General features: G+C 74.2%; 17 protein-coding genes. 13 read left to right on the top strand and 4 right to left on the bottom strand.

Features of this window, described 5'->3' with window-relative positions; genetic code table 11:
* Window positions 1-30: 30 nt before the first annotated feature.
* A complete protein-coding gene (locus tag ABZ493_RS19245; RefSeq protein ID WP_430583736.1) occupies window positions 31-2,268 on the bottom strand; it encodes a prolyl oligopeptidase family serine peptidase in 2,238 nt (745 codons plus the stop codon).
* A 196-nt stretch (window positions 2,269-2,464) separates the two neighbouring features.
* Here ABZ493_RS19245 and ABZ493_RS19240 point away from each other — a divergent pair, with 196 nt between their 5' ends.
* Genes ABZ493_RS19240 through ABZ493_RS19220 form a run of 5 tightly spaced genes read left to right on the top strand, consistent with a single transcriptional unit; the run spans window position 2,465 to window position 6,485 of the window.
* On the top strand, window positions 2,465-3,856 hold the full coding sequence (locus ABZ493_RS19240; RefSeq protein WP_430583735.1) for an ATP-binding protein: 1,392 nt from the start codon (window positions 2,465-2,467) through the stop codon (window positions 3,854-3,856).
* Window positions 3,853-4,299: a roadblock/LC7 domain-containing protein gene (locus tag ABZ493_RS19235; RefSeq protein WP_430583734.1), complete on the top strand. Its 447-nt coding sequence runs from the start codon at window positions 3,853-3,855 to the stop codon at window positions 4,297-4,299. Before ABZ493_RS19240 ends, ABZ493_RS19235 begins: the two co-directional genes overlap by 4 nt.
* A complete protein-coding gene (locus ABZ493_RS19230) occupies window positions 4,296-4,646 on the top strand; it encodes a DUF742 domain-containing protein (protein ID WP_430583733.1) in 351 nt (116 codons plus the stop codon). Before ABZ493_RS19235 ends, ABZ493_RS19230 begins: the two co-directional genes overlap by 4 nt.
* Window positions 4,627-5,259 (top strand): ATP/GTP-binding protein, encoded by a 633-nt coding sequence (locus ABZ493_RS19225; protein ID WP_430583732.1) that lies wholly within the window; start codon window positions 4,627-4,629, stop codon window positions 5,257-5,259. The genes ABZ493_RS19230 and ABZ493_RS19225 overlap by 20 nt, the downstream gene beginning before the upstream one ends.
* A gap of 20 nt (window positions 5,260-5,279) precedes the next feature.
* A complete protein-coding gene (locus ABZ493_RS19220; protein ID WP_430583731.1) occupies window positions 5,280-6,485 on the top strand; it encodes a hypothetical protein in 1,206 nt (401 codons plus the stop codon).
* 42 nt (window positions 6,486-6,527) lie between these two features.
* Here ABZ493_RS19220 and ABZ493_RS19215 read toward each other — a convergent pair whose 3' ends face one another.
* On the bottom strand, window positions 6,528-8,015 hold the full coding sequence (locus tag ABZ493_RS19215) for an NAD(P)/FAD-dependent oxidoreductase (RefSeq protein WP_430583730.1): 1,488 nt from the start codon (window positions 8,013-8,015) through the stop codon (window positions 6,528-6,530).
* Window positions 8,016-8,159: 144 nt separating this feature from the next.
* Between ABZ493_RS19215 and ligA the strand changes: the two genes are divergently transcribed.
* Window positions 8,160-10,601, top strand: a complete 2,442-nt coding sequence (gene ligA / locus ABZ493_RS19210) for an NAD-dependent DNA ligase LigA (RefSeq protein WP_430583729.1) — start codon at window positions 8,160-8,162, stop codon at window positions 10,599-10,601.
* 22 nt (window positions 10,602-10,623) lie between these two features.
* Complete coding sequence (locus ABZ493_RS19205) at window positions 10,624-11,715, top strand: hypothetical protein (RefSeq protein ID WP_430583728.1); 1,092 nt, start codon at window positions 10,624-10,626, stop codon at window positions 11,713-11,715.
* A 40-nt stretch (window positions 11,716-11,755) separates the two neighbouring features.
* Here the strand turns inward: ABZ493_RS19205 and ABZ493_RS19200 are convergent, their stop codons facing one another.
* Window positions 11,756-12,937 carry an ROK family transcriptional regulator gene (locus ABZ493_RS19200; protein WP_430583727.1) on the bottom strand — a complete coding sequence of 394 codons (1,182 nt, stop codon included), beginning with the start codon at window positions 12,935-12,937 and terminating at the stop codon, window positions 11,756-11,758.
* Between the two features lie 77 nt (window positions 12,938-13,014).
* Here ABZ493_RS19200 and ABZ493_RS19195 point away from each other — a divergent pair, with 77 nt between their 5' ends.
* From ABZ493_RS19195 to ABZ493_RS19170, 6 genes are all read left to right on the top strand, one after another.
* Complete coding sequence (locus tag ABZ493_RS19195; RefSeq protein WP_430583726.1) at window positions 13,015-14,568, top strand: sugar ABC transporter ATP-binding protein; 1,554 nt, start codon at window positions 13,015-13,017, stop codon at window positions 14,566-14,568.
* Window positions 14,565-15,569: an ABC transporter permease gene (locus ABZ493_RS19190; protein WP_430583725.1), complete on the top strand. Its 1,005-nt coding sequence runs from the start codon at window positions 14,565-14,567 to the stop codon at window positions 15,567-15,569. The genes ABZ493_RS19195 and ABZ493_RS19190 overlap by 4 nt, the downstream gene beginning before the upstream one ends.
* A 95-nt stretch (window positions 15,570-15,664) precedes the next feature.
* Complete coding sequence (locus ABZ493_RS19185) at window positions 15,665-16,726, top strand: substrate-binding domain-containing protein (RefSeq protein WP_430583724.1); 1,062 nt, start codon at window positions 15,665-15,667, stop codon at window positions 16,724-16,726.
* A gap of 81 nt (window positions 16,727-16,807) precedes the next feature.
* On the top strand, window positions 16,808-18,001 hold the full coding sequence (locus ABZ493_RS19180; protein ID WP_430583723.1) for a Gfo/Idh/MocA family oxidoreductase: 1,194 nt from the start codon (window positions 16,808-16,810) through the stop codon (window positions 17,999-18,001).
* Between the two features lie 55 nt (window positions 18,002-18,056).
* Window positions 18,057-19,061 (top strand): sugar phosphate isomerase/epimerase family protein, encoded by a 1,005-nt coding sequence (locus ABZ493_RS19175; protein ID WP_430583722.1) that lies wholly within the window; start codon window positions 18,057-18,059, stop codon window positions 19,059-19,061.
* Window positions 19,062-19,131: 70 nt separating this feature from the next.
* Window positions 19,132-20,100 (top strand): sugar phosphate isomerase/epimerase, encoded by a 969-nt coding sequence (locus ABZ493_RS19170; protein WP_430583721.1) that lies wholly within the window; start codon window positions 19,132-19,134, stop codon window positions 20,098-20,100.
* A 77-nt stretch (window positions 20,101-20,177) separates the two neighbouring features.
* Here ABZ493_RS19170 and ABZ493_RS19165 read toward each other — a convergent pair whose 3' ends face one another.
* The gene (locus ABZ493_RS19165; protein ID WP_430583720.1) at window positions 20,178-20,792 is read right to left on the bottom strand and encodes an N-acetyltransferase; all 615 of its coding nucleotides are present in this window, start codon (window positions 20,790-20,792) and stop codon (window positions 20,178-20,180) included.
* Between the last annotated feature and the right edge of the window lie 407 nt (window positions 20,793-21,199).

Below are 21,199 nucleotides of genomic sequence, written 5' to 3'. Positions count from 1 at the left end.
CGGCGGGCTCTCCCGCCGGGCCCAGGCCGGTCAGCCGAGGCGCTCGCGCAGGAACGTCCAGGCCAGGGCGGACATGTGCGCGGCCTGCGCGTTGTTGGCCGCGCCGCCGTGGCCGCCCTCGACGTTCTCGTAGTACGTCACGTCGTGCGCTCCCGCGGAGAGCATGAGCGCCGCCAGCTTGCGCGCGTGCCCCGGGTGCACGCGGTCGTCCTTGGTCGACGTCGTGAAGAGGACCGGCGGGTAGACGCGGTCGCCGTCGAGCAGGTGGTACGGCGAGAAGGTGCGGACGAACTCCCAGTCGTCGGTGTCGGGGTCGCCGTACTCCGCCACCCACGACGCGCCCGCGAGCAGGTGGGAGTACCGCTTCATGTCGAGCAGCGGCACCTGCACCACGACCGCGCCGAACAGGTCGGGGTACCGCGTGAGCATGTTCCCCGCCAGCAGCCCGCCGTTGGAGCCGCCCTGCGCGCCGAGGTGCGCGGGCGTCGTGATGCCGCGGGCCACGAGGTCGCGCGCGACGGCGGCGAAGTCCTCGTACGCCTTGTGCCGCCGCTCGCGCAGCGCGGCCTGGTGCCACGCGGGGCCGTACTCGCCGCCGCCGCGGATGTTCGCGACGACGTACACGCCGCCGTGGGCCAGCCACGCCCGCCCGACCGTGCCGGAGTAGCCGGGCAGCAGCGGGATCTCGAAGCCGCCGTACCCGTACAGCAGCGTCGGCGCGGTGCCGGGCGTCGCCGGGTCGGCCGCCTCGACCAGGTCCTCGCGGCCCACGACGAAGTACGGCACGCGGGTGCCGTCGTCCGACGTCGCGAAGTGCTGCACCGCGGCCATCCCGTCGGCGTCGAAGTACGCCGGGGCGGCCTTCAGCGGCTCGGGCTCGCCCGGCTGCGCGCCCGGTGCGGCCACGGTCGCGAGGCCCAGGGTGGACGGCGTGAGGTAGCCGGTCGTCGTGACCCAGACGTCGTCGCTCTCGAGCGGGTCGACGGCGCGCACCCCGACGGTGAGCAGCCCGCCGCCGAGCGGGAGCTCCGATCGGGTCCAGGGTGCGCCGGGTGCCGTGTCGAGGGAGGCGTCGGGGGACATGCCGGCGGGCGGGGTGAGCACGTGCACGGCGTTCTTCACGTCGTCGAGCACGTTGACCACCAGGTGGTGGCGCGTCCACGAGGCGCCGACCAGCGACGTCGACGGCGTGGGCTCGAACAGGACGGTGAGGTCGCGCGAGCCGGCGAGGAACGCGTCGGCTCGCGCGGCGAGCAGCGAGCCGGCGGGATACGTGGTGCCCGCGGGCGTCCAGTCGTCGCGCAGCTCGACCAGCAGCCACTCGCGGTGGAAGCCGACCTCCGCGGACTCGGGCACGTCGATCTTCACCAGCCGCTGCTCGGGCGTCCCGACCGCCTCGACGAGGAACGTCTCGGACCGGTAGAAGGCGATGGAACGGCTCACGAGGTCGCGCTCGAAGCCCGGCGTGCGCGAGCGGCGCGCGGAGATGTACATGTCGTCGTCGGTGCCCTCGTACACGACGACGGCGTCCTCGAGCGGCGTGCCGCGGCGCCAGAGCTTCGCGATCCGGGGGTAGCCGGACGGCGTCGTCGTGCCGGGCCCGAAGTCGGTGAACACGTACACCGCGTCCTCGTCCGCCCAGGCCAGGCCGCCCTTGGCGCCGGTGCGGCCGTCGGCGCGCACGATGTCGCGCTCGAACCCGCCCTCGGCGGCGGGGACGAAGCGCTTGTCGACGAGGTCGAACTCGCGCGTCACGTCCGCGTCCGAGCCGCCGGGGGAGAGGTCCACCAGCGCGCGGCGCCAGGGCTCGCCCGCCTCGAGCTGGTCAGGCGTCGGCCGCAGCAGCGAGGCTCCGTGCCACACCCAGCTCTCGCCCTCCGCCGCGGCGAGGGCGTCGAGGTCGAGCACGGTCTCCCACTCCGGGGCGTCGGTCCGGTACGAGTCGAGGGTGGTGCGCCGCCACAGGCCGCGCTCGTGCGCGGCGTCGCGCCAGAAGTTGTACAGGTGGTCGCCGATCCGCGACACGTCGGGGATGCGCTCGTCGGAGTCGAGCACCTCGCGGACCGCCGCCTCGGTCGCGGCGAAGCCCGGGGCGGCGCCGACGGTCGCGTGCGCGTGGTCGTTGCGGCCGCGCACCCAGTCCAGCGCCTGGGCGCCCTCGACCTCCTCGAGCCACGCGAACGGGTCCGGCAGGGTCGGGTCGAGCGGGGTCGGCGGGGCGGCGGCAGGGGCTGACGGTGCGGCGGTGTCGACGTGCTCGGCGGTCATGCTCGGCACCCTAGCCGCCGGGCGCGCCGACGGGCACGGGTGCCTTTCACCCGCGGGGTGCCCGTGGTAGAAACTCCTGGTCAGGGCATTGATCCTGCTTTGGACGTTCCCAGGGGTTTCGCGGAGAACGCCGCTTTCTCGCGGCACGGTCGCTGCGCCGCCGGAGCCCCTCCCTTCCACCACCCACGGGGGTGCGGTGAGCACGACGACCTCTGCCGGCTCGCGCGCGACGGCGCGCGTCGCTGCGCGGCTTCCGGCCCAGCTCTGCGGGGCCGCGGCGGTCCTCGCCGTCGCGGCCGTGCCGGTGCTCGGCGACCGGCTCTCGGCCGCGGGCATCGCGGCGCTCGCGGGAGCCTCCGCGCTGCTCGTCGTCGTCGCCGTCGCGGCGCTGTCTCGCGCCGTCGCCCGCAGCGACCGCGACCGCGCCGCGCTGCGGGCGGACCTCGACACCCGGGCGGCGGAGCTCGCGGCCGCCACGGGCGCGCTCGACGACGCGACCGCGGAGCTCGCGCGCACCCGCGAGGCTCGCGACGACGAGCGCGCCGCCGTCGAGACCGCGGTGGTCGCGCTCGGGCGCAAGGTGCAGGCGTCGGCGCACCGCATCCAGGAGGAGGCGGCGCGCATGGTGCAGCGGCACGCGGCCGACCCCGACGTGCTCCAGACGTCCATGCGGATCGACCACGCCGCCGCGCAGCACGCCCGCCAGGCGCAGAACCTCGTCGCGCTCTGCGGCCGGCGCCCCGGCCAGACCTGGGACGACCCGCTGGCCCTGCCCGACGTCGTGCGCGCGGCCGCGGGCCGCATCACGGCGTTCCAGCGCGTCGAGGTGTCCGGCGACCCGGGACTGGCCGTGGTCGGCCGCGGGGTCGAGCCGGTCGTGCACGTCCTCGCCGAGCTGCTCGCGAACGCCACCCAGTGCTCGCCGCCGAGCACCCAGGTGCTCGTCGCGGTCCGGCAGGTGCAGCGCGGCGCGGTCGTCGAGATCGACGACTGCGGCGTCGGGATGGCCGCCCGCGAGCTGGAACGGGTGCGCGCCGTCGCCTCCGGCGCGCGGCCCGTCGGGATCGCCGACCTCGGCGAGGTGCCGCAGACCGGCCTCGCGGTCGTGGGGTCGTACGCGCGCGCCCTCGACCTGCGCGTGGACCTCAGCGAGTCGGTGTACGGCGGCCTGCGGGCCGTCGTCATGGTGCCCGCCGAGCTCGTCACCGCGGCCGCCGCGGCGCCCGACACGCTCGCCCCGGGCCTCGAGGAGCCGTGGCCTCAGCCGCCCGCTCCGGCCACCCCGAGGACGGCGGCCCCCGAGGCCCGCGACGGGACACCCCCACCGGACGGCGCGCCCGCCCTGCCGCAGCGCCGCTCGCGCCGCGCGGGCGACCCGGCCACGGGCGCGCAGCGCGCGGTGCCCGCCGCGCCGCCGTCCGCCCCGACCGCAGTCGTCCCCGCGCAGACCGCGGAGGAGGCCGGCGCGTGGATGGGCGCGTTCTTCTCCGCCGGCCGCGCGGCCGGCACCGACGACGGCACCCCGACCACCGCCCATCCCAGCCAGCAGCCGTCCGCCGTGCCGGACGTGATCTCGGAGGACTCATGACGACCCCGACCACCGACGCGACTCCCGCGCCCGCGCACCCGGACAGCTGGATGCTCGACCTCGTCGCCGGGGTGCGCGGCGTCCGGCACGTCGTCGTGCTCAGCTCGGACGGCCTCGTGAAGGTCCGCACGGACGTGACGCCCCCGGACACGGCCGACAAGGTCGCGGCGGCGTGCGCCGGCCTGGTCGCGCTCGGCATGAGCATGGGGCGGGAGTTCGGCGCCGGCGACGCGCTGCGGCAGGTCCTCGTCGAGTTCGACGGCGGCTTCCTCTTCGTGCGCGGCGCGGGCGACGGCTCGCGGCTGGCGGTCGTCACCGACGCGGCCGTCGACCCGGGGCTGGTGGCCCAGCAGATGCAGGCCCAGGTGCTGATGATCGGCGAGCGGACGCTCGGCACGGACGTCCTGCGTCCCGCAGCACGGGAAGCCGAGGAGACGCGATGACCGACGGCTACCGCGACCACCCGGTGCGCTCGTACGTCCTCACGGGCGGGCGCGCGCACCCGAGCCGCAACACGCTGCGGCCCGAGACGCTGCTGAGCGCGGTGGACGACGGCCGCGAGCTGCCCGTCGGCGCGGGCCGGCACGAGCGCGCGCTGCTCGAGACCTGCCGCGGCACCCTCGCGCTGGCCGAGCTCGCCGCGTACCTGCGCCTGCCCACCAGCCTGGTCGCGGTCCTGGCCTCCGACCTGGTCGACGCCGGCTACCTCGCGATCCGGTCGCCGCAGGCGTACGACCTGCCGGGCGTCGACCTGCTGGAGGAGGTCCTCGATGGTCTCCGCCGGTCCTGAGCCCGCGCCCGACGACTCCGTGCTCCTCGACCCCGCCTCGCTGCACCTCGCGCCCACGGTCGAGCGGTCGGTCAAGGTGCTCGTCGTGGGCGCGTACGGGGTGGGCAAGACGACGCTCATCGGCGCGGTCAGCGAGATCCCCGTGCTGAGCACGGAGGAGACGATCACGGCGGCCAGCATCGGCGTCGACCCGCGGCTCGGGGAGAAGACCACGACGACGGTCGCGATGGACTTCGGGCGCGTCACGGTGGGCGGCACCACGGCCCTGTACCTGTTCGGCACCCCCGGGCAGAAGCGCTTCTGGGACCTGTGGGCGGGCCTGGCGGAGGGCGCGGTCGGCGCGCTCGTCGTCGTGGACACGCGCCGCCTGGAGGAGAGCTTCGAGGTGCTGGACCAGCTCGAGGAGCACACGGCGCTGCCTGTGACCGTCGTGGTCAACGAGTTCCCGGACGCGCCGCGGCACGCCACCGACGCGGTGCGCGCCGCGCTCGACCTGCCGCCGGACACCCCCGTCGTGGCGGGCGACCTGCGCGAACGCCGCCAGGCCGTCGAGGCCCTGCAGGCGCTCGTCGCGCACGCGGTGCGCCTCGCCCGCGCGGGCCGGGCCGCGTGAGCCTCACCGGGGCAGTACGCGTGGTCCGGCTCGAGGACGTGGCCGACCGGCCGCTGCTCGCCGACCTGGCGGGAGCGCCCGACCCGGCCGCCGGCTACGAGGCCCTGCGCTCGCGGTGGGGCGCCCTCGCGCCGGTGGACCTCGAGCCGGGCGTGCCGGCCTGGCTCGCGCTGGGACACGCGGAGGTCGCCGCCGTCCTGCGCAACGAGGCGATGTTCTCCCGCGACGCGCGGCACTGGCGGTACGAGGCGGAGGGGCTGCTCGGTCGGCGCTCGGCGACCCGCGCTCTGCTCGCGCCGCGCGACGGCGCCCACGACCGCGACGGCGCGGAGCACCGGCGGCTGCGCACGCCCCTGGCCGACGCGCTCGACGCCGTCGAGGACCGGCGGGTCCGGCGCACGACGGACGTCGCCTGCGCGTCCGTGCTGGACCGGCTGGCCGCCCGCGGCACGGCGGACATGGTGGCCGAGTACGCCGTCGACGTCCCGGTACGGGTGCTGGCCGACCTGCTCGGCATGACGCTCGCCGACGCGCGCCGGATGCACGAGCTCACGGTCGCGCAGCGCTCCGGCACGGACGACGCCTACCCGGCGTCCGTCGAGGCGGAGGACCTGCTCGCGGGCCTCGTCGCCGGGCGCCGCGCGGAGCCGAGCGACGACCTCACGTCCGCGCTGCTCGCCCATCCCGCGCACGAGAACGACCTCGAGGTGATGGGCGCCGTCGCGCTCGTGTTCGCGACGGCGCACGACGCCGAGATCGCGTGGATCGCCACCGCGCTGCAGCGACTGCTGGCCGACCCGGCGTTCGCCGCCCGCCTGCACGGCGGCCGCCTCTCGCTGGACGACGCGCTGGACGAGGTGGCCCGCGACGCGCCCCCGCTGCCGCACCTGCGGCCGCGCTACGCCCTCGCCGACGGCGAGCTGGGCGGCCAGGCGATCGCGGCGGGCGACGCCGTCGTGCCGGCGGTGGCGGCGGCCAACGCCGACCGCGCCGTCCGCGGCGCCGACCCGTGGGAGCAGGCGGACTCGCGCTTCCACCTCACGTGGGGGACGGGCGCGCACGCGTGCCCGGCGCACCGCATGGCGCCGCTGATCACGCGGACGGTCGTGGGGCACTTCCTCGCCCGGGTCGCGGACCTGGAGCTCACCGTCGCGCCGACGGACGTCGAGCCGGTGCGCTCGGCGTGGGCGCGCTACCCGCGGGAGCTGCCCGTCCGGTTCCGGTGACCGGGGATCGGCCGACCCGCGCGAGCCGGCCGATCCGCGAGGTCAGCCGATCCGTGCGCGCAGCCGGCCGGGCAGGTGCCGGTAGGCCTTCGGGTCCACCGGCAGCAGCCACTGGCCGGCGCGGGTGGCCGCGGGCAGCTGCAGGTCGAGGTCCGCGAGCATCTCGTCGATCTGGTGCAGCGAGAACGGGATGACGTTGGTGCCGCGGGCGTGCTTGCCCTCGGTGCGCTTCTCCATCCAGTCCACGCGGCTCGCGACGAGCTCGCGCCGCTCCTCGACGGGCGGCACGTCCACGGCGTCGGCGAGGTGCGCGGCCGTCCACAGGGCGCCGACCTCGGCCGACAGCGGGCTGAACAGCGACGAGTTGTACCCGGCGAACGTCAGGTGGGGCACGTCGTGCGGCAGCACCTGCCGGTAGAGCTGGAAGTTGTCGCGGTCGTCGAGCAGACGCGCCTGCAGGTCGTCGTCGAGGAACGGCACGCGCTGGTGGAACCCCGTGCCGCACACCACGAGGTCGGCCCGCACCGCGGTGCCGTCGTCGAGCACCGCGACCGGTGCACCCTCCTCGTCGACGTCGAGGCGCTCGATCTCGGCCTCGCGGCGCACGTCGATCTTGCCCTCGGCCACCTGCTCGAAGAAGCCGTCGGTGGCGAGCGAGACGGTGGAGCGGGCGATGTCGGCGAACTCGCCGCGCGGCACGAGCCCGAGCTTCTCCAGGTGGAACTGCTTGACGGACACCGCGCCGACACTGGCGAGCATCGACCTCCGCACGCCGTCGCCCAGGCCGTGCAGGAACTTCTCCATGCCGCCGGACATCGTCTCGTAGCGGAACAGCCCCTCGCCCATCCGCGTGAGCAGCAGGTACTTGTAGTTGAGCGCGTTGCCGAGCCGCTTGGGCAGCTTCCACAGCAGGTGGCGCGCCACGACCTGCGTGCTCGCCGCGACGGGGGCGACCTCGGCGGCGACGTCGCACGCGGACTTGCCGTACCCGACGACGACGACGTGCTTGCCGCGAGCGTCCTCGAGGGACGTGAGCTGGCTCGAGGCGACGACCTTGCCGCCGGCGCGCAGGAGCTCGGCCAGGCCCTCGAAGCGGGGGATCACCGGGTCGGAGAAGATGCCGTTCGCGACCACGAGGTGGTCGAAGCGCTCGGGCTCGGCCACCGGCTCGCCGGCGCGTCGCGCGGTGACCGACCAGCCGTCCTCCGCGGGCGTGAGCTCGGCGCGGACGACCTCGGTGGACAGCCGGAGCGTGCCGCGCAGGTCGTGGAGGTCGACGTACTGCTCGAGGTAGGCCTGGACCTGCTGTCCGCTGGGCCACTCGGGGTAGTCCTTCGGCATCGGGAGGTCGGAGAAGGCGTACGAGCCCTTGTTGTTCTGCGTGGTGAGGCCCGAGTAGCGGCGGCTCGCGCTCCACACGCCGCCGACGTCGGGGGCCTTGTCGAGCACGGTGACGTCGTGCCCGAACTCGCGGAGCACCTTGGCGCTGGCCAGGCCGGCGAAGCCGGCGCCGACGACGGCGATCTTCATGAGCGTCCTTGCTGTCGGTCGAGAGGGGGCCAAATCGCCAGAATCGTAGCGGTTCGGACAGCGTCGGGACAGGCCCTCTCGCAGGTCGGGCCGGTCGGGGCGCCCGACCCGGCCGGTGTCGGCGGCACGCGGCAGGATGGACCCGTGACGGACACCGAGAACACAGGCCTCGACTCAGGGCCGGACACCCTGCTCGACGAAGCCGCCGCCCAGCGTCGCTGGGCCGAGCTGGTCGCCCTCGTCGAGGAGGACCAGCGGGCCTACTACGAGGACGACGCCCCCCGGGTGTCCGACGCCGAGTACGACGCGCGGATGCACGAGCTGGCGGCGATCGAGGCCGCGCACCCGGCGCTGCAGACTCCCGAGTCCCCGACGCAGCGGGTGGGCGGGGCGGCCGCGGCCGGCTTCGCCACGGTCGAGCACGTCGAGCGCATGCTCAGCCTCGACAACGTGTTCTCCGTGGAGGAGCTGCGGGCGTGGGACGCCCGTGTGGCCCGCGACCTGGGCGCTGAGCACGTCGGCTACCTGTCCGAGGTGAAGATCGACGGCCTCGCGATCGCCCTGCTCTACGAGAACGGCCGCCTGGTGCGGGCCGCGACCCGCGGCGACGGCCGCACCGGCGAGGACGTCACCCAGAACGCGCTGCGGATCGCGGACATCCCGCGGCGGCTGGCGGGCGACGGCCACCCCGACCTCGTCGAGATCCGCGGGGAGGTGTTCATCCCCGTCGCCTCGTTCGAGCGGCTCAACGCGCTGCAGGCGGAGCTCCGCGACCGCGTCGTCGCCGAGTCCCGGGCGCGGCACGACGGGCGCGCGACGGCCGCGCGCCCGTTCGACGAGGAGCGCGCCCGCGTCGCGGCGCTCCGTCGCTTCCCGCAGTTCGCCAACCCGCGCAACGCGGCGGCCGGCGGGCTGCGCCAGCTGCTCGACAAGAAGGAGGGCATGGAGCTCGAGGCCGGCGTCGCCCGCGTGGAGTCCCTGCGCCTGTACGTGCACGGGATCGGCGCCCTGCAGTGGACGGCGGGGGAGCACACCGAGCTTGCCCGGCAGTCCGAGGCGTACGAGCACTTCGCCCGGTGGGGGCTGCCCGTCTCGCCGCACAACCGCGTGGTCGAGGGCGTCGACGGCGTCGTCGAGATGATCGAGTGGTTCGGCGCCCACCGCCACGACATCGAGCACGAGCTGGACGGCATCGTCGTCAAGGTCGACGCGCTGGGCGACCAGCAGCGGCTCGGCGCGACGAGCCGCGCACCCCGGTGGGCCATCGCCTACAAGTACCCGCCGGAGGAGGTCACCACCCGCCTCGTGGCGATCCAGGTCGGCGTGGGCCGCACGGGGCGCGCGACGCCGTACGCCGTGATGGAGCCGGTCCTGGTGGCCGGGTCCACGGTGCGGCAGGCGACGCTGCACAACCAGGACGTGGTGAAGGCCAAGGGCGTGCGCATCGGCGACATGGTCGTGCTGCGCAAGGCGGGCGACGTCATCCCCGAGATCCTCGGGCCCGTCACCGCGCTGGCCGACGACGGCCACCCGCGCGAGGAGTTCGTCATGCCGGAGCGGTGCCCCGAGTGCGGCACCCCGTTGCGGGCCATGAAGGAGGGCGACGTCGACCTGCGCTGCCCCAACGCCGAGTCCTGCCCGGCGCAGGTGCGCGGCCGGGTGGAGCACATCGGCTCGCGCGGAGGCCTGGACGTCGAGGTGCTCGGCGAGGTGACGGCGTCCGCGCTCACCCAGCCCGAGGTGCCGGAGGTCCCGCCGCTGCGCACCGAGGCGGGCCTGTTCGACCTCACGCTGGACGAGCTGCTGCCCATCGAGGTCGTCGTGCGCGACGCCGAGACCGGTCTGCCCAAGGTGGACGACGACGGCGTGGCCCGTCGCCGGACGCCGTTCCGCAAGAAGGTCACGTACACCAAGGCCCGCCGCACCCAGGCGGAGGCGGCGGGGGAGGCCCTGCCGGAGTGGGAGCCGACGGCCGCCGCCACCAAGCTCCTCGACGAGCTCGAGCTCGCCAAGACCAAGGACCTCTGGCGCATCCTCGTCAGCCTCAACATCCGGCACGTCGGGCCCGTGGCGGCCCGGGCGCTCGCGGGCTGGTTCGGCTCGCTCGACGCGGTCCGCGCCGCCTCGCGCGAGGAGCTGGCCGCCGTCGAGGGCGTGGGGCCGATCATCGCGGACGCGTTGCTGGCGTGGTTCGACGTCGAGTGGCACCGCGAGATCGTCGACCGCTGGCAGGCGGCGGGCGTGCGCACCTGGATCCCCGACCACCCGGGGCCCGCGGCGATGGCGGCCGAGGCGGACAAGGGCCCGACCGGCCCGCTCGCCGGGCTCACCGTGGTGGTCACCGGCTCGCTCGAGGGGTACAGCCGCGACGGGGCGAAGGAGGCGGTCCTCGCGGCGGGCGGCAAGGCGGCCGGGTCGGTCTCGAAGAAGACGGACTACGTCGTCGTGGGCGAGAACGCCGGCTCCAAGGCGGCCAAGGCGGAGGAGCTCGGCCTGCCGATCCTCGACGAGGCGGCGTTCACGCGCCTGCTCGAGGGAGGCCCGGCCGCGCTGGGCGGTGGCACGGACGAGGGCGGGGACGACTGACGCCCGCGGCTACGATGCGCGGGTGCACGACAGCCCGCTTGCTCACCTGACCCTGCGCGGCGCCCACCTCGTGGGCTCCGTGAACCTGCCCACGGCGCGCGACACCCTGCGGACCGTCGCGACGCGGCTCGGCGCGCACGCCCGCCGCATCCCCGACGGCGAGGTGGGCGAGCGGTTCCACTGGATCCTGTTCCAGGGCACCCGGTTCGAGGCGGTCGACGGTCTGGCGCGCGTGGGCGACGAGCCCGTCGTCGTGGCCGGCTTCGACCTGCGGCCGCACGTGCTGGACGGCTCGGTGCCGGCCGACGGGCTGAGGTTCGGGCCGCTGGGCTACGCGGAGGCGGCGCTCGCGTCCTACGCCGACTTCGTGGCGCTGCGCGCCGAGGGCGTGATCGCTCGGGGCACGCGGTTCCAGGTCGGCATCCCGTCGCCCCTCGCGGCGGTGACGACGTTCGTCGCGCCGGCCGACCGCGCCGCGGTGTACCCGGCGTACGAGGCGGCGGTGCTGCGCGAGCTCGACGAGATCCTCGCCACCGTCCCCGCCGCCGACCTCGCGATCCAGGTGGAGCTCGCGACCGACTTCGCGTTCGTCGAGGGCGCCAACCTGGGCGGCGGCGCCGCGCGGGCGTGGTTCGACCGCGACGCGGGCGGGGACGAGGATGTCGTCCTCGGCTGCGCCCGCCGCGCCGCGCGCGTCGCGGCGCACGTGCCGGACGGCGTCGAGCTCGGTTTCCACCTCTGCTACGGCGACGTGGCGGAGAAGCACTTCGTCGAGCCGGCGGACACCGGCCACCTCGTTGCGATGGCGAACGCCCTGGTGGAGGCCCTCCCGCGCCCGATCACCTGGGTGCACCTGCCGGTGCCGATCGACCGCGACGATGTCGCCTACGTCGCTCCGCTCGCGCAGCTGCGGCTCGACGAGGCCACCGAGCTCCACCTCGGCCTCCTGCACCACGAGGACGGCGTCGAGGGCGCCGCGCGCCGCCTCGCCGCGGCCGCGCAGGTGCTGGGCGGCCGGACCGTCGGCGTCGCGACCGAGTGCGGCTTCGGTCGCGGCCCCGCCGAGCGCACCGCCGCCCTGCTGGACCTGCACGTCGCGGTCCTCGAGGCCTGACCGGGCGGCGAGCCACGCGCCCGCCGTCGGCGGGGCGGTCTCAGGCGGTCAGGGCGTCCACGGCCTCGGGCGACAGGGCGTGGTCGGCGGCCATGGCGGCGGCGCCGAGCACCCCGGCCTGCGCGCCCGTGCGCGCCACGGCGATGCGCAGGTGCTGGGTGGCCAGCGGCAGGGACCGCCGGTAGACGACCTCCCGGATCCCGGCCAGCAGGTGCTCGCCCGCCTCGGCGAGGATGCCGCCGAGCACGATGACCGACGGGTTGAGCAGGCTGACGGTGGCAGCGAGGACGCTGCCGATCTCTCGGCCGGCCTGGCGCACGGCGCGGCCGGCGGTGACGTCGCCCCCGCGGACCAGCGCGACGACGTCGGCGGGGCCGGACACGTCCAGACCCTCGGCGCGCAGCCGCACGGCGAGGGCCTGCGCGCTCGCGATGGCCTCGAGGCACCCCACGTTCCCGCAGCGGCACACCACTTCCTCGGCGCCGGGCACGGCGACGTGGCCGATGTCGCCGGCCGCGCCCTGCGCGCCGCGCCGCAGCGCGCCGTCGGCGATGATGCCGGCGCCGATGCCCGTGGCGACCTTGACGAGGATGAGGTCGGAGACGTCGGGCCACGCGATGCGGTGCTCGCCGAGCGCCATGATGTTCACGTCGTTGTCGACGAGGGCCGGCGCGTCGAAGTGGCCGCGGAGGATTCCGGGCACGTCCGCGTCGTCCCAGCCGGGCATGATCGGCGGGTTGTTGGGGTGCCCGGTGGCGTGCTCGACCGGGCCCGGCAGGCCGACGCCGACGCCGGCCAGGTCGCCGACGTCGCGGCCCGCGGTCTCGAGCAGCTTGCGGCCGGCGTCCGCGACCCAGTCGAGCACGGGTTCCGGCCCGTCGGCGATGGCGAGGGGCGCGTCGAGCTCGGCGAGCACGGTGGACGCCAGGTCGGTCACGGCGAGCCGGGCGTGGGTGGCGCCGAGGTCGACGCCCAGCACCACCTGCGACGACGGGTTGAACGCGAAGGTGGCGGGCGGGCGACCGCCGGTCGAGGTGGCCTCGCCGGCGGGGGCGATGAGGCCGGCGGCCATGAGCGCGTCGATCCGTCCGGCGACGGTGGACCGCGCCTGCCCGGTGAGGGTCGCGAGCTCGGCGCGGGTGCGAGCCCGGCCGTCGCGCAGAAGCTGGAACATCTCGCCGGCCCCGGGCGTGCGAGGTCCGACCGCTGCACCTTCCGTCATGACCGTAGTCAATCACGATCGAATAACACCCGTCTTTTGCTTGACGCTCGACAGAAGTGCGTCCTAGGTTCGGACCCATGGTCGACGTGGACCGCGACGACGCGGCACCGCCGGAGGGCAGCGACGCCCCCGCCCCTCTGCTGCGCATGGAGGGCATCGTCAAGCACTTCCCGGGCGCCAAGGCGCTCGACGGGGTGGATCTCGACGTGCTGCCGGGCGAGGTGCACTGCCTGCTCGGCCAGAACGGCGCCGGGAAGTCCACCCTCATCAAGGTGCTGGCGGGAGCGCACCAGCCCACGTCCGGGCGGGTGCTGATCGACGGCGAGGAGGTCGTCGTCCCGCACCCGGTCGCCGCGCTGCGGCTCGGCGTCGCGACCATCTACCAGGAGCTCGACGTCGTGGACGGGCTCACCGTCGCCGAGAACGTCTTCCTGGGCCACGAGCTCGACCGCGGCGGCTTCACCCAGCGGCGCGAGGCGACCCGGCGCACGCGCGAGCTGCTGGCGCGGCTCGGGCACCCCGAGATCTCGCCGCACCGCGAGGTCGGGCAGCTGTCGGCGGCGGGCAAGCAGGTGGTGTCGATGGCGCGGGCGCTCTCCCACGACGCCCGTGTCATCGTCATGGACGAGCCGTCCGCCGTGCTCGACGCCGGTGAGGTGCGCAACCTGTTCCGCGTGGTCCGCGCCCTCACGGCGCAGGGCGTCGCCGTCGTGTACATCTCCCACCGCCTGGAGGAGATCCGCGAGATCGGCGACCGCATCACGGTCCTCAAGAACGGGCGCACGGTCGGCCGCGACCTCCCGGCGGCGACCACGCCCACCACCGAGCTCATCCGCCTCATGACCGGCCGCAACGTCGAGTACGCGTTCCCGGACCGCCCCGGCGTGCCCGTCGACGCTCCGGTCGTGCTCGACGTCGAGGGCCTCGGCCTCGCGGGCACGTTCGACGACGTCTCGTTCCGGGTCCGGGCCGGGGAGATCGTGGGGCTGGCCGGCCTCGTCGGCGCGGGACGGTCGGAGATCCTCGAGACGCTCTACGGCGCGCGGCGGCGCACGGCGGGCAGCGTGGCGGTGAACGGCCGCGCCCTGCGCGCGGGGTCGGTCGACGCCGCGGTGGCTGCCGGCATCGGGCTGTGCCCCGAGGAGCGCAAGAGCCAGGGCCTCGTCCTCGACGAACCCGTCTACCGGAACGTCACCCTCTCGACGTTCGCCCGGTTCGCCCGTGGCGGCTGGCTCGACGAGCGCGCGGAGCGCGCAGCCGCGCGCGAGCAGGCCGCCGCCCTCGACCTGCGACCCGCCGACGTCGACCGCGCGGCGCGCACCCTCTCCGGCGGCAACCAGCAGAAGGCGCTGCTCGGCCGGTGGCTCGTCCACGGCTGCGACGTGCTGCTCCTCGACGAGCCCACCCGCGGCGTCGACGTCGGCGCGCGGTCGGAGCTCTACGGCCTCGTGCGCCGGCTCGCCGACGCCGGGACGGCGGTGGTCGTCGTCTCCAGCGAGATCCCCGAGGTCCTCGGGCTCGCCGACCACGTGCTCGTGGTCTCCGAAGGGCGCGTGGTGCACCGGGCACCCGCGCAGGACATCGACGAGCACGGCGTGCTCGACCTCGTCATGGAAGGAACCGCCGCATGAGCACCCAGGTGGAGTCGCCGGCCGCCGGCACGTCGCGGCCCTCGTGGCTGTCGGGCCCGGCGGGCCGCACGATCGGGCTCGTCGTGGCCCTGGCCCTCGTCGCCGTCGTCGGCGTGATCACGGGCGGCGAACGCTTCGCCAGCCTCGACAACGCCATGACCATCCTCCGGCTCGCGTCGGTGACGGGGGTCCTCGCCATCGGGATGACGTTCGTCATCACCGCCGGGGGGATCGACCTCTCCGTGGGCTCCCTGGTGGGGCTGTCCTCGGTGTGGGCGAGCACGCTCGCCACACAGACGATGGCGGAGGACGTGCACTGGACCGTCATGGTGCTCACGGCGCTCGCGGTCGGCACCGCGGCGGGCATCGTCAACGGCCTGATCATCGCGTACGGCAAGGTCGTGTCGTTCATCGCGACGCTGGCGATGATGATCGCCGCCCGCGGCCTCGCGGAGATGATCTCGGGCCGCCAGACCCAGGTCGTCAGCGTGGACGGGTTCATGGACTTCTTCCGCGCCGACTTCATCGGCGTGCCGGTGCTCGTGTGGATCTTCGCTCTCGTCGCCGTCGCCGGGTGGTTCCTGTTCAACCGCACCACCTTCGGTCGCCGCACCGTGGCGGTGGGCGGCAACCTCGAGGCGTCGCGTCTCGCGGGCATCAAGGTGCAGCGCCACCTGCTGTACGTCTACGCGCTGTCCGGGCTGACCGCCGGCATCGCGGGCGTGATGATGCTGGGCCGCACCACGGCCGGCACCTCCACGAACGGCCTGTACTACGAGCTGGAGGTCATCGCGGCCGTGGTCGTGGGCGGCACCCTGCTGATCGGTGGCCGCGGCACGATCGTCGGGACCGTGATCGGCGTCCTCATCTTCGCGATGCTCTCCAACGTGTTCACGATCAACAACATGTCGATCTCCGCCCAGAACGTGGCCAAGGGCGCGATCATCGTGATCGCCGTCCTCCTCCAGCAGCGCTTCGCCCGCCGTGCCACGTCTCCCTGACGCCCAGGGCTCGTCCTGAACCTCCCCGCACCACCCCGCACCACCCGCACCGGGCCACCCGCCCGGCACGGCCGGACCGAATCGAGGATGATCACATGTCCGCACGCACCTTGCCGAACAGTCCCGCCCGGCGCACCGCCGCGGTGGCCGCGGTGGCCGTGTCCGCCGTCCTGCTCGCCGCCGGTTGCACCAGCAACGAGCCGCCCGAGGACGAGGGCTCGGCGGCCCCGCAGGTCGCGGCCGAGGGCAACGACGAGCCGGGCGACCAGGTCGTCATCGGCTTCTCCGCCCCCGCCGCCGACCACGGCTGGATGGGCGCCATCACCCAGTCGGCGGTCGACACCGCCGAGCAGTACTCGGACGTCGAGCTCCGGCAGGCCGAGGCGACGAACGACGTCAACGTCCAGATCAGCCAGATCGAGCAGTTCATCAACGACAAGGTCGACGCCATCGTGCTGCTGCCGTTCGACGGCGCCGCGCTCACCGAGGTCGCGACGAAGGCGATGGACGCCGGGATCCCGGTCATCAACGTCGACCGCGAGTTCTCCAGCCCGTTCGCGGCTCGGGCCACGATCCTCGGTGACAACTACGGCATGGGGGTGAGCGCCGGCACGTACATCTGCGAGCAGCTGGGCGACAACCCCGACGCGATCGTCGCCGAGATCCAGGGCATCGAGTCGCTGCCGCTCACCCAGGACCGCAGCAAGGGCTTCGAGGACGCGCTGTCCGACTGCGGTCTCGACGTCGACCGCCGGGTCGCCGCCGACTTCACGGTCCAGGGCGGGGAGACGGCGACGTCGAACCTGCTGCAGGCGGAGCCGAAGATCGACGCCATCTGGAACCACGACGACGACCAGGGCGTCGGCGTCCTCGCCGCGATCGAGAACGCCGGGCGCGACGAGTTCTTCATGGTCGGCGGCGCCGGCTCGCTCGACGTCATGGAGCACATCCAGGCCGGGGACACGCCGCTGCAGGCGACCGTCGTCTACCCGTCGACGCAGGCGGCCGACGGCATCAAGCTGGCGCGCCTGGTGGTGCAGAACAAGAACATGGGCGACCTGGTCTCGGCCGGCGTCCCGCGCACCACCCAGCTGTTCGCGCCGGTCGTCACGGCGGACAACGTCGACCAGTACATGTCCATCGGGTTCCGGTCCTGAGACCCTGAGGACCGAGGGTCCGCAGGCAGGCACGACCCGCACGCACGGAAGCACGAGAACGACGGAAACGGAGGTCGCTCGATGAGCGAGCACGCCACGGCAGGGGGCACGCCGACGCTGGGCGTCGGGATGGTCGGGTACGCGTTCATGGGAGCCGCGCACTCGCACGCGTGGCGGACGGCGCCGCGGTTCTTCGACCTCCCGCTCGCCCCGCGGATGCGGGTCGTGGCGGGCCGCAGCGCCGACGGGGTGCGGGCGGCGGCGGACCGGCTCGGCTGGGACGACGCCGTCACGGACTGGCGAGAGCTCGTCGCCCGGGACGACGTCGACCTCGTCGACGTGTGCACGCCCGGTGACACGCACGCCGAGATCGCGGTCGCGGCGCTCGAGGCGGGCAAGCACGTGCTGTGCGAGAAGCCGCTCGCGAACACGGTGGCCGAGGCGGAGGAGATGGTGCGGGCGGCCGACGCCGCGGCCGCGCGCGGGGTGTTCGCGGCGGTGGGGTTCACCTACCGCCGCGTCCCCGCGATCCAGCTCGCCCGCCGCCTGGTGGAGCAGGGTCGGATCGGCGAGGTGCGGCAGGTGCGGGCGCAGTACCTGCAGGACTGGCTGTCCGACCCGTCGACCCCGCTGTCGTGGCGGCTCGACAAGGCGAAGGCGGGCTCGGGGGCGCTGGGCGACATCGGCGCGCACGTCGTCGACCTCGCGCAGTTCGTGACGGGGGAGCGGCTGGTCGGCGTGGCGGGCATGCTCGAGACGTTCGTGCGCGAGCGCCCGGTGCCGGCGTCGTTCTCGGGCCTGTCGGGCGAGGCGGGGGAGGGCACCGGCCCGGTGACGGTCGACGACGCGGCGATCTTCTTCGGGCGGCTGTCGGGCGGCGGGACGGCGACGTTCGAGGCCACGCGGTACGCGTGGGGGCGCAAGAACGCCATCCGGCTGGAGATCAGCGGCACCCGCGGCGCGATCGCCTTCGACTTCGAGGACATGAACCTCCTGCACTACTTCGACGCGGAGGACGACGCGCAGGTGGCGGGCTTCCGTCGCATCGTGGTCACGGAGCCCGAGCACCCGTACGGCGGGCACTGGTGGCCCGCCGGGCACGGGCTCGGCTACGAGCACGCGTTCACCCACCAGGTCGTCGACCTCGTCGGCGACCTGGCGGCGGGGAAGCAGCCGACGCCGTCGTTCGCCGACGGGCTCGCGGTGCAGCGCGTGCTCGACGCCGTCGAGCGCAGCTCCGACGCCGGCCACACCTGGGTCGACCTGCCCGGCTGACCTCCCAGCCACCACCAGCACCAGCACCGCCGATCTCGACGAGGAGAACCGCACCATGGCACGACCGATCACCCTGTTCACGGGCCAGTGGGCCGACCTGCCCCTGGAGGAGGTGGCCCGGCTGGCTGCGGGCTGGGGCTACGACGGCCTGGAGCTCGCCTGCTGGGGCGACCACCTGGACCCGTGGCGGTGGGACGACGACGCGTACGTGCAGTCCCGCCTGGACCTGCTCGAGCGGCACGGCCTGAAGGTGTACGCGATCTCCAACCACCTCAAGGGGCAGGCCGTCTGCGACGACCCGATCGACGAGCGGCACCGCGACATCCTGCCGGACGTCGTGTGGGGCGACGGCGACCCGGAGGGCGTGCGGCAGCGCGCGGCGGAGGAGATGAAGCACACCGCGCGGCTGGCGGCGCGGCTCGGTGTGGACACCGTGGTGGGCTTCACAGGGTCGTCGATCTGGAAGTACGTGGCGATGTTCCCGCCGGCCACGGAGGCGATGGTCGAGGCCGGCTACCAGGACTTCGCCGACCGGTGGAACCCGATCCTCGACGTCTTCGACGAGGTGGGCGTGCGCTTCGCGCACGAGGTGCACCCGAGCGAGATCGCCTACGACTACTGGACCACCGTGCGCACGCTCGAGGCGATCGGCCACCGGGAGGCGTTCGGCCTCAACTGGGACCCGTCGCACATGGTGTGGCAGGACCTCGACCCGGTGAGCTTCCTGTGGGACTTCAAGGACCGGATCTACCACGTGGACTGCAAGGACTCGAAGAAGCGCATGACGAACGGTCGCAACGGTCGGCTGTCGTCGCACCTGCCGTGGGCCGACCTGCGGCGCGGCTGGGACTTCATCTCCACCGGGCACGGCGACGTGCCGTGGGAGGACGCGTTCCGGATGCTCAACAGGATCGGCTACGCCGGTCCGATCTCGATCGAGTGGGAGGACGCCGGCATGGACCGGCTGGTCGGGGCGCCGCAGGCCCTGGAGTTCGTCCGCGGGCTCGCGTTCGACCCGCCCGCCGCGGCGTTCGACGCGGCGTTCTCCCAGCGTCGCTGACGGGCGGTCCGTCGGCGAGGGCGACAGCGTGGCGCCGGGTGGTCCGGCGTCCTGATCAAAGGGGATCAGCATGACCGGTCGTACCGAGCTCGACCGCCGGACGTTCCTGCGTCTGGCGGGCTCCACGGTCGCGGTGGGGGCCGCGGCCGTCACATCGACGGCCGCGACGGCGTCGGCGGTGTCCGCCGCCGGCGGCGGACGCCGTCTCGTCCCGCCGGGCAAGCTGGGCATCCAGCTGTACTCGATCCGGGACAAGGTCAACGCGCTCGGGTTCCGCGCGGTCTTCGAGCGGCTCTCGACGCTCGGCTACCGGGAGGTGGAGTTCGCCGGGTACACGCAGGGTGCGGTCGGGGCGATCACGCCGGCCGAGATCCGCGCGCTGCTCGACGACAACGGCCTCGTCGCGGTGGGATCGCACCGGAGCATCCGCGACTTCGCGGTGAACATGGAGGCCGAGCTCGACATCGCCGAGACGCTGGGGATGTCGCACGTCGGTACGGCCAACGCCCCGACGAACGACCGCACGGTCGGCGGCTACCTCGCGGCGGCGGAGCAGTTCAACGGGTTCGGCGCGGCGGCCGCGGCCCGCGGGCTGAAGTTCTACCAGCACAACCACCAGCACGAGTTCGGCTTCGCGACCGACGACCCGGCGACGCGGCTGTACGACGTCTTCCTGGAGAACACGGACCCGGCGGCCGTCTACCTGGAGATGGACGTGTTCTGGGCGTTCGTCGGCCGGCACCTCTACCCGGGGTTCGAGCCGGTGGAGTACGTGCTGGCCCACCGGGACCGGTACCCGATGTTCCACCTCAAGGACGGGCGCGTGAACCCGCAGTCGTCGAACGGCTACGACATCGTCGAGTTCGGGGTGGGCGACCTCGACTACCAGGCGTTCCTCGGCGCGCTGAACGGGTCCGGGCGCCAGCACGGCATCTGGGAGCAGGACAACGCGTCGACGGTCGCGGAGCCGCCATTCCCCGTGGACTCCTTCGGGAACGCGGAGCGCAGCGCCGACGCGATCCTCGCGCTGCGGGGCTGAACGGCAGGAGCGACGGCGGCGTGAGTGACCGCGGCGGGCGGGCGGCACGTGTCGCCCGCCCGTCGTCTCGCGTGTGGTCAGGCCGGCCGGCGGATCATGACGACGTCGTCGTGCCGCGCGCCGCCGACGTCGTAGGTGCGCGTGCCCGCGATCTCGAAGCCGTGCTTGCGGTAGAAGGCCTGGGCCCGTGCGTTCTGCCCGTTGGTGCCGAGCCACAGGGGAGCGCGGCCCCCGAGCTCCGCGGCGGCCGAGACGGCCGCGTCGAGGAGCCGCGCCGCGACCCCGCCGCCGAGCACGTCGGGGTGCACGTAGATCTTGGACAGCTCGACGTACGGCCCGGGTCCGACGGCGGAGCGGAGCACGCGGCGCTCCTCGTCGCCGCCGGGCTCTCCGCAGGACACGAGTGCGTAGCCGAGCGGCGTGGTGGGCTCGTCGCGCCCGCCGCGGGAGTCCTGGTCGCCGTCGACGGCGACCAGGAGCGCGTGCGTGTCGGACCGCACCCAGCCGTGGACGGCGGCCGGGGAGAGGTGGGTGGCCACGTGCGCGGCCATGGTGGCCACGGAGGTCCCGGGCGGGCACGCCAGCGGGAACGTGAGCGCGGCCAGCCACGCGACGTGGGCGCTCTCGTCGGCACGGGCGGGACGGACGACGACGGACGCCTGGGGCTGAGAGGCGGTCTGGGGGGTGCTCACGGCACGATTCTGGACCCGGTTCCGGGCCGGCGTCCGAGGTCGGGGAGGGGTGTGCCCCGCGTCACCGCGGACGGAGTTGGCCGGGCGCTGCGGAGCGTGTAATGTTCTACGACGTCAGCCCGACAGGGAGACGGACACCGAAGAGCAGATCCGGGAGACCGGAGCTCAGGTGGCCGACCGGGGCTGGAACTCACATCGAGGATCGGGTCGCATTCGTGCGCCTCGAGCATCGATGAGGGGCTTTCCGACTTCGTCGGGCAGTTCGATCGGCTGGAAACAGGCGGTCGGAACGGCCGAAAAAGTCTGGTAAGTTTGAGGGGTTGCCCCGGCGGGGTCGGAACTGAGAAAGGTTCTGGTTCTGCGGTGTGCGTCGGTTGTTTGAGAACTCAACAGTGTGTTTGATAGTC

The organism is Isoptericola sp. NPDC019482 (assembly GCF_040632295.1).
GTDB lineage: Bacteria > Actinomycetota > Actinomycetes > Actinomycetales > Cellulomonadaceae > Isoptericola.
This window is presented reverse-complemented; position numbering and strand designations above follow the sequence as displayed.

Coding starts and splice junctions, on each gene's coding strand:
- ABZ493_RS19190 (WP_430583725.1), top strand. CDS start 14,565: ATGAGCACCCAGGTGGAGTCGCCGGCCGCCGGCACGTCGCGGCCCTCG.
- ABZ493_RS19195 (WP_430583726.1), top strand. CDS start 13,015: ATGGTCGACGTGGACCGCGACGACGCGGCACCGCCGGAGGGCAGCGAC.
- ABZ493_RS19200 (WP_430583727.1), bottom strand. CDS start 12,937: ATGACGGAAGGTGCAGCGGTCGGACCTCGCACGCCCGGGGCCGGCGAG.
- ABZ493_RS19245 (WP_430583736.1), bottom strand. CDS start 2,268: ATGACCGCCGAGCACGTCGACACCGCCGCACCGTCAGCCCCTGCCGCC.
- ABZ493_RS19225 (WP_430583732.1), top strand. CDS start 4,627: ATGGTCTCCGCCGGTCCTGAGCCCGCGCCCGACGACTCCGTGCTCCTC.
- ABZ493_RS19230 (WP_430583733.1), top strand. CDS start 4,296: ATGACCGACGGCTACCGCGACCACCCGGTGCGCTCGTACGTCCTCACG.
- ABZ493_RS19235 (WP_430583734.1), top strand. CDS start 3,853: ATGACGACCCCGACCACCGACGCGACTCCCGCGCCCGCGCACCCGGAC.
- ABZ493_RS19175 (WP_430583722.1), top strand. CDS start 18,057: ATGGCACGACCGATCACCCTGTTCACGGGCCAGTGGGCCGACCTGCCC.
- ABZ493_RS19185 (WP_430583724.1), top strand. CDS start 15,665: ATGTCCGCACGCACCTTGCCGAACAGTCCCGCCCGGCGCACCGCCGCG.
- ABZ493_RS19215 (WP_430583730.1), bottom strand. CDS start 8,015: ATGAAGATCGCCGTCGTCGGCGCCGGCTTCGCCGGCCTGGCCAGCGCC.
- ABZ493_RS19180 (WP_430583723.1), top strand. CDS start 16,808: ATGAGCGAGCACGCCACGGCAGGGGGCACGCCGACGCTGGGCGTCGGG.
- ABZ493_RS19170 (WP_430583721.1), top strand. CDS start 19,132: ATGACCGGTCGTACCGAGCTCGACCGCCGGACGTTCCTGCGTCTGGCG.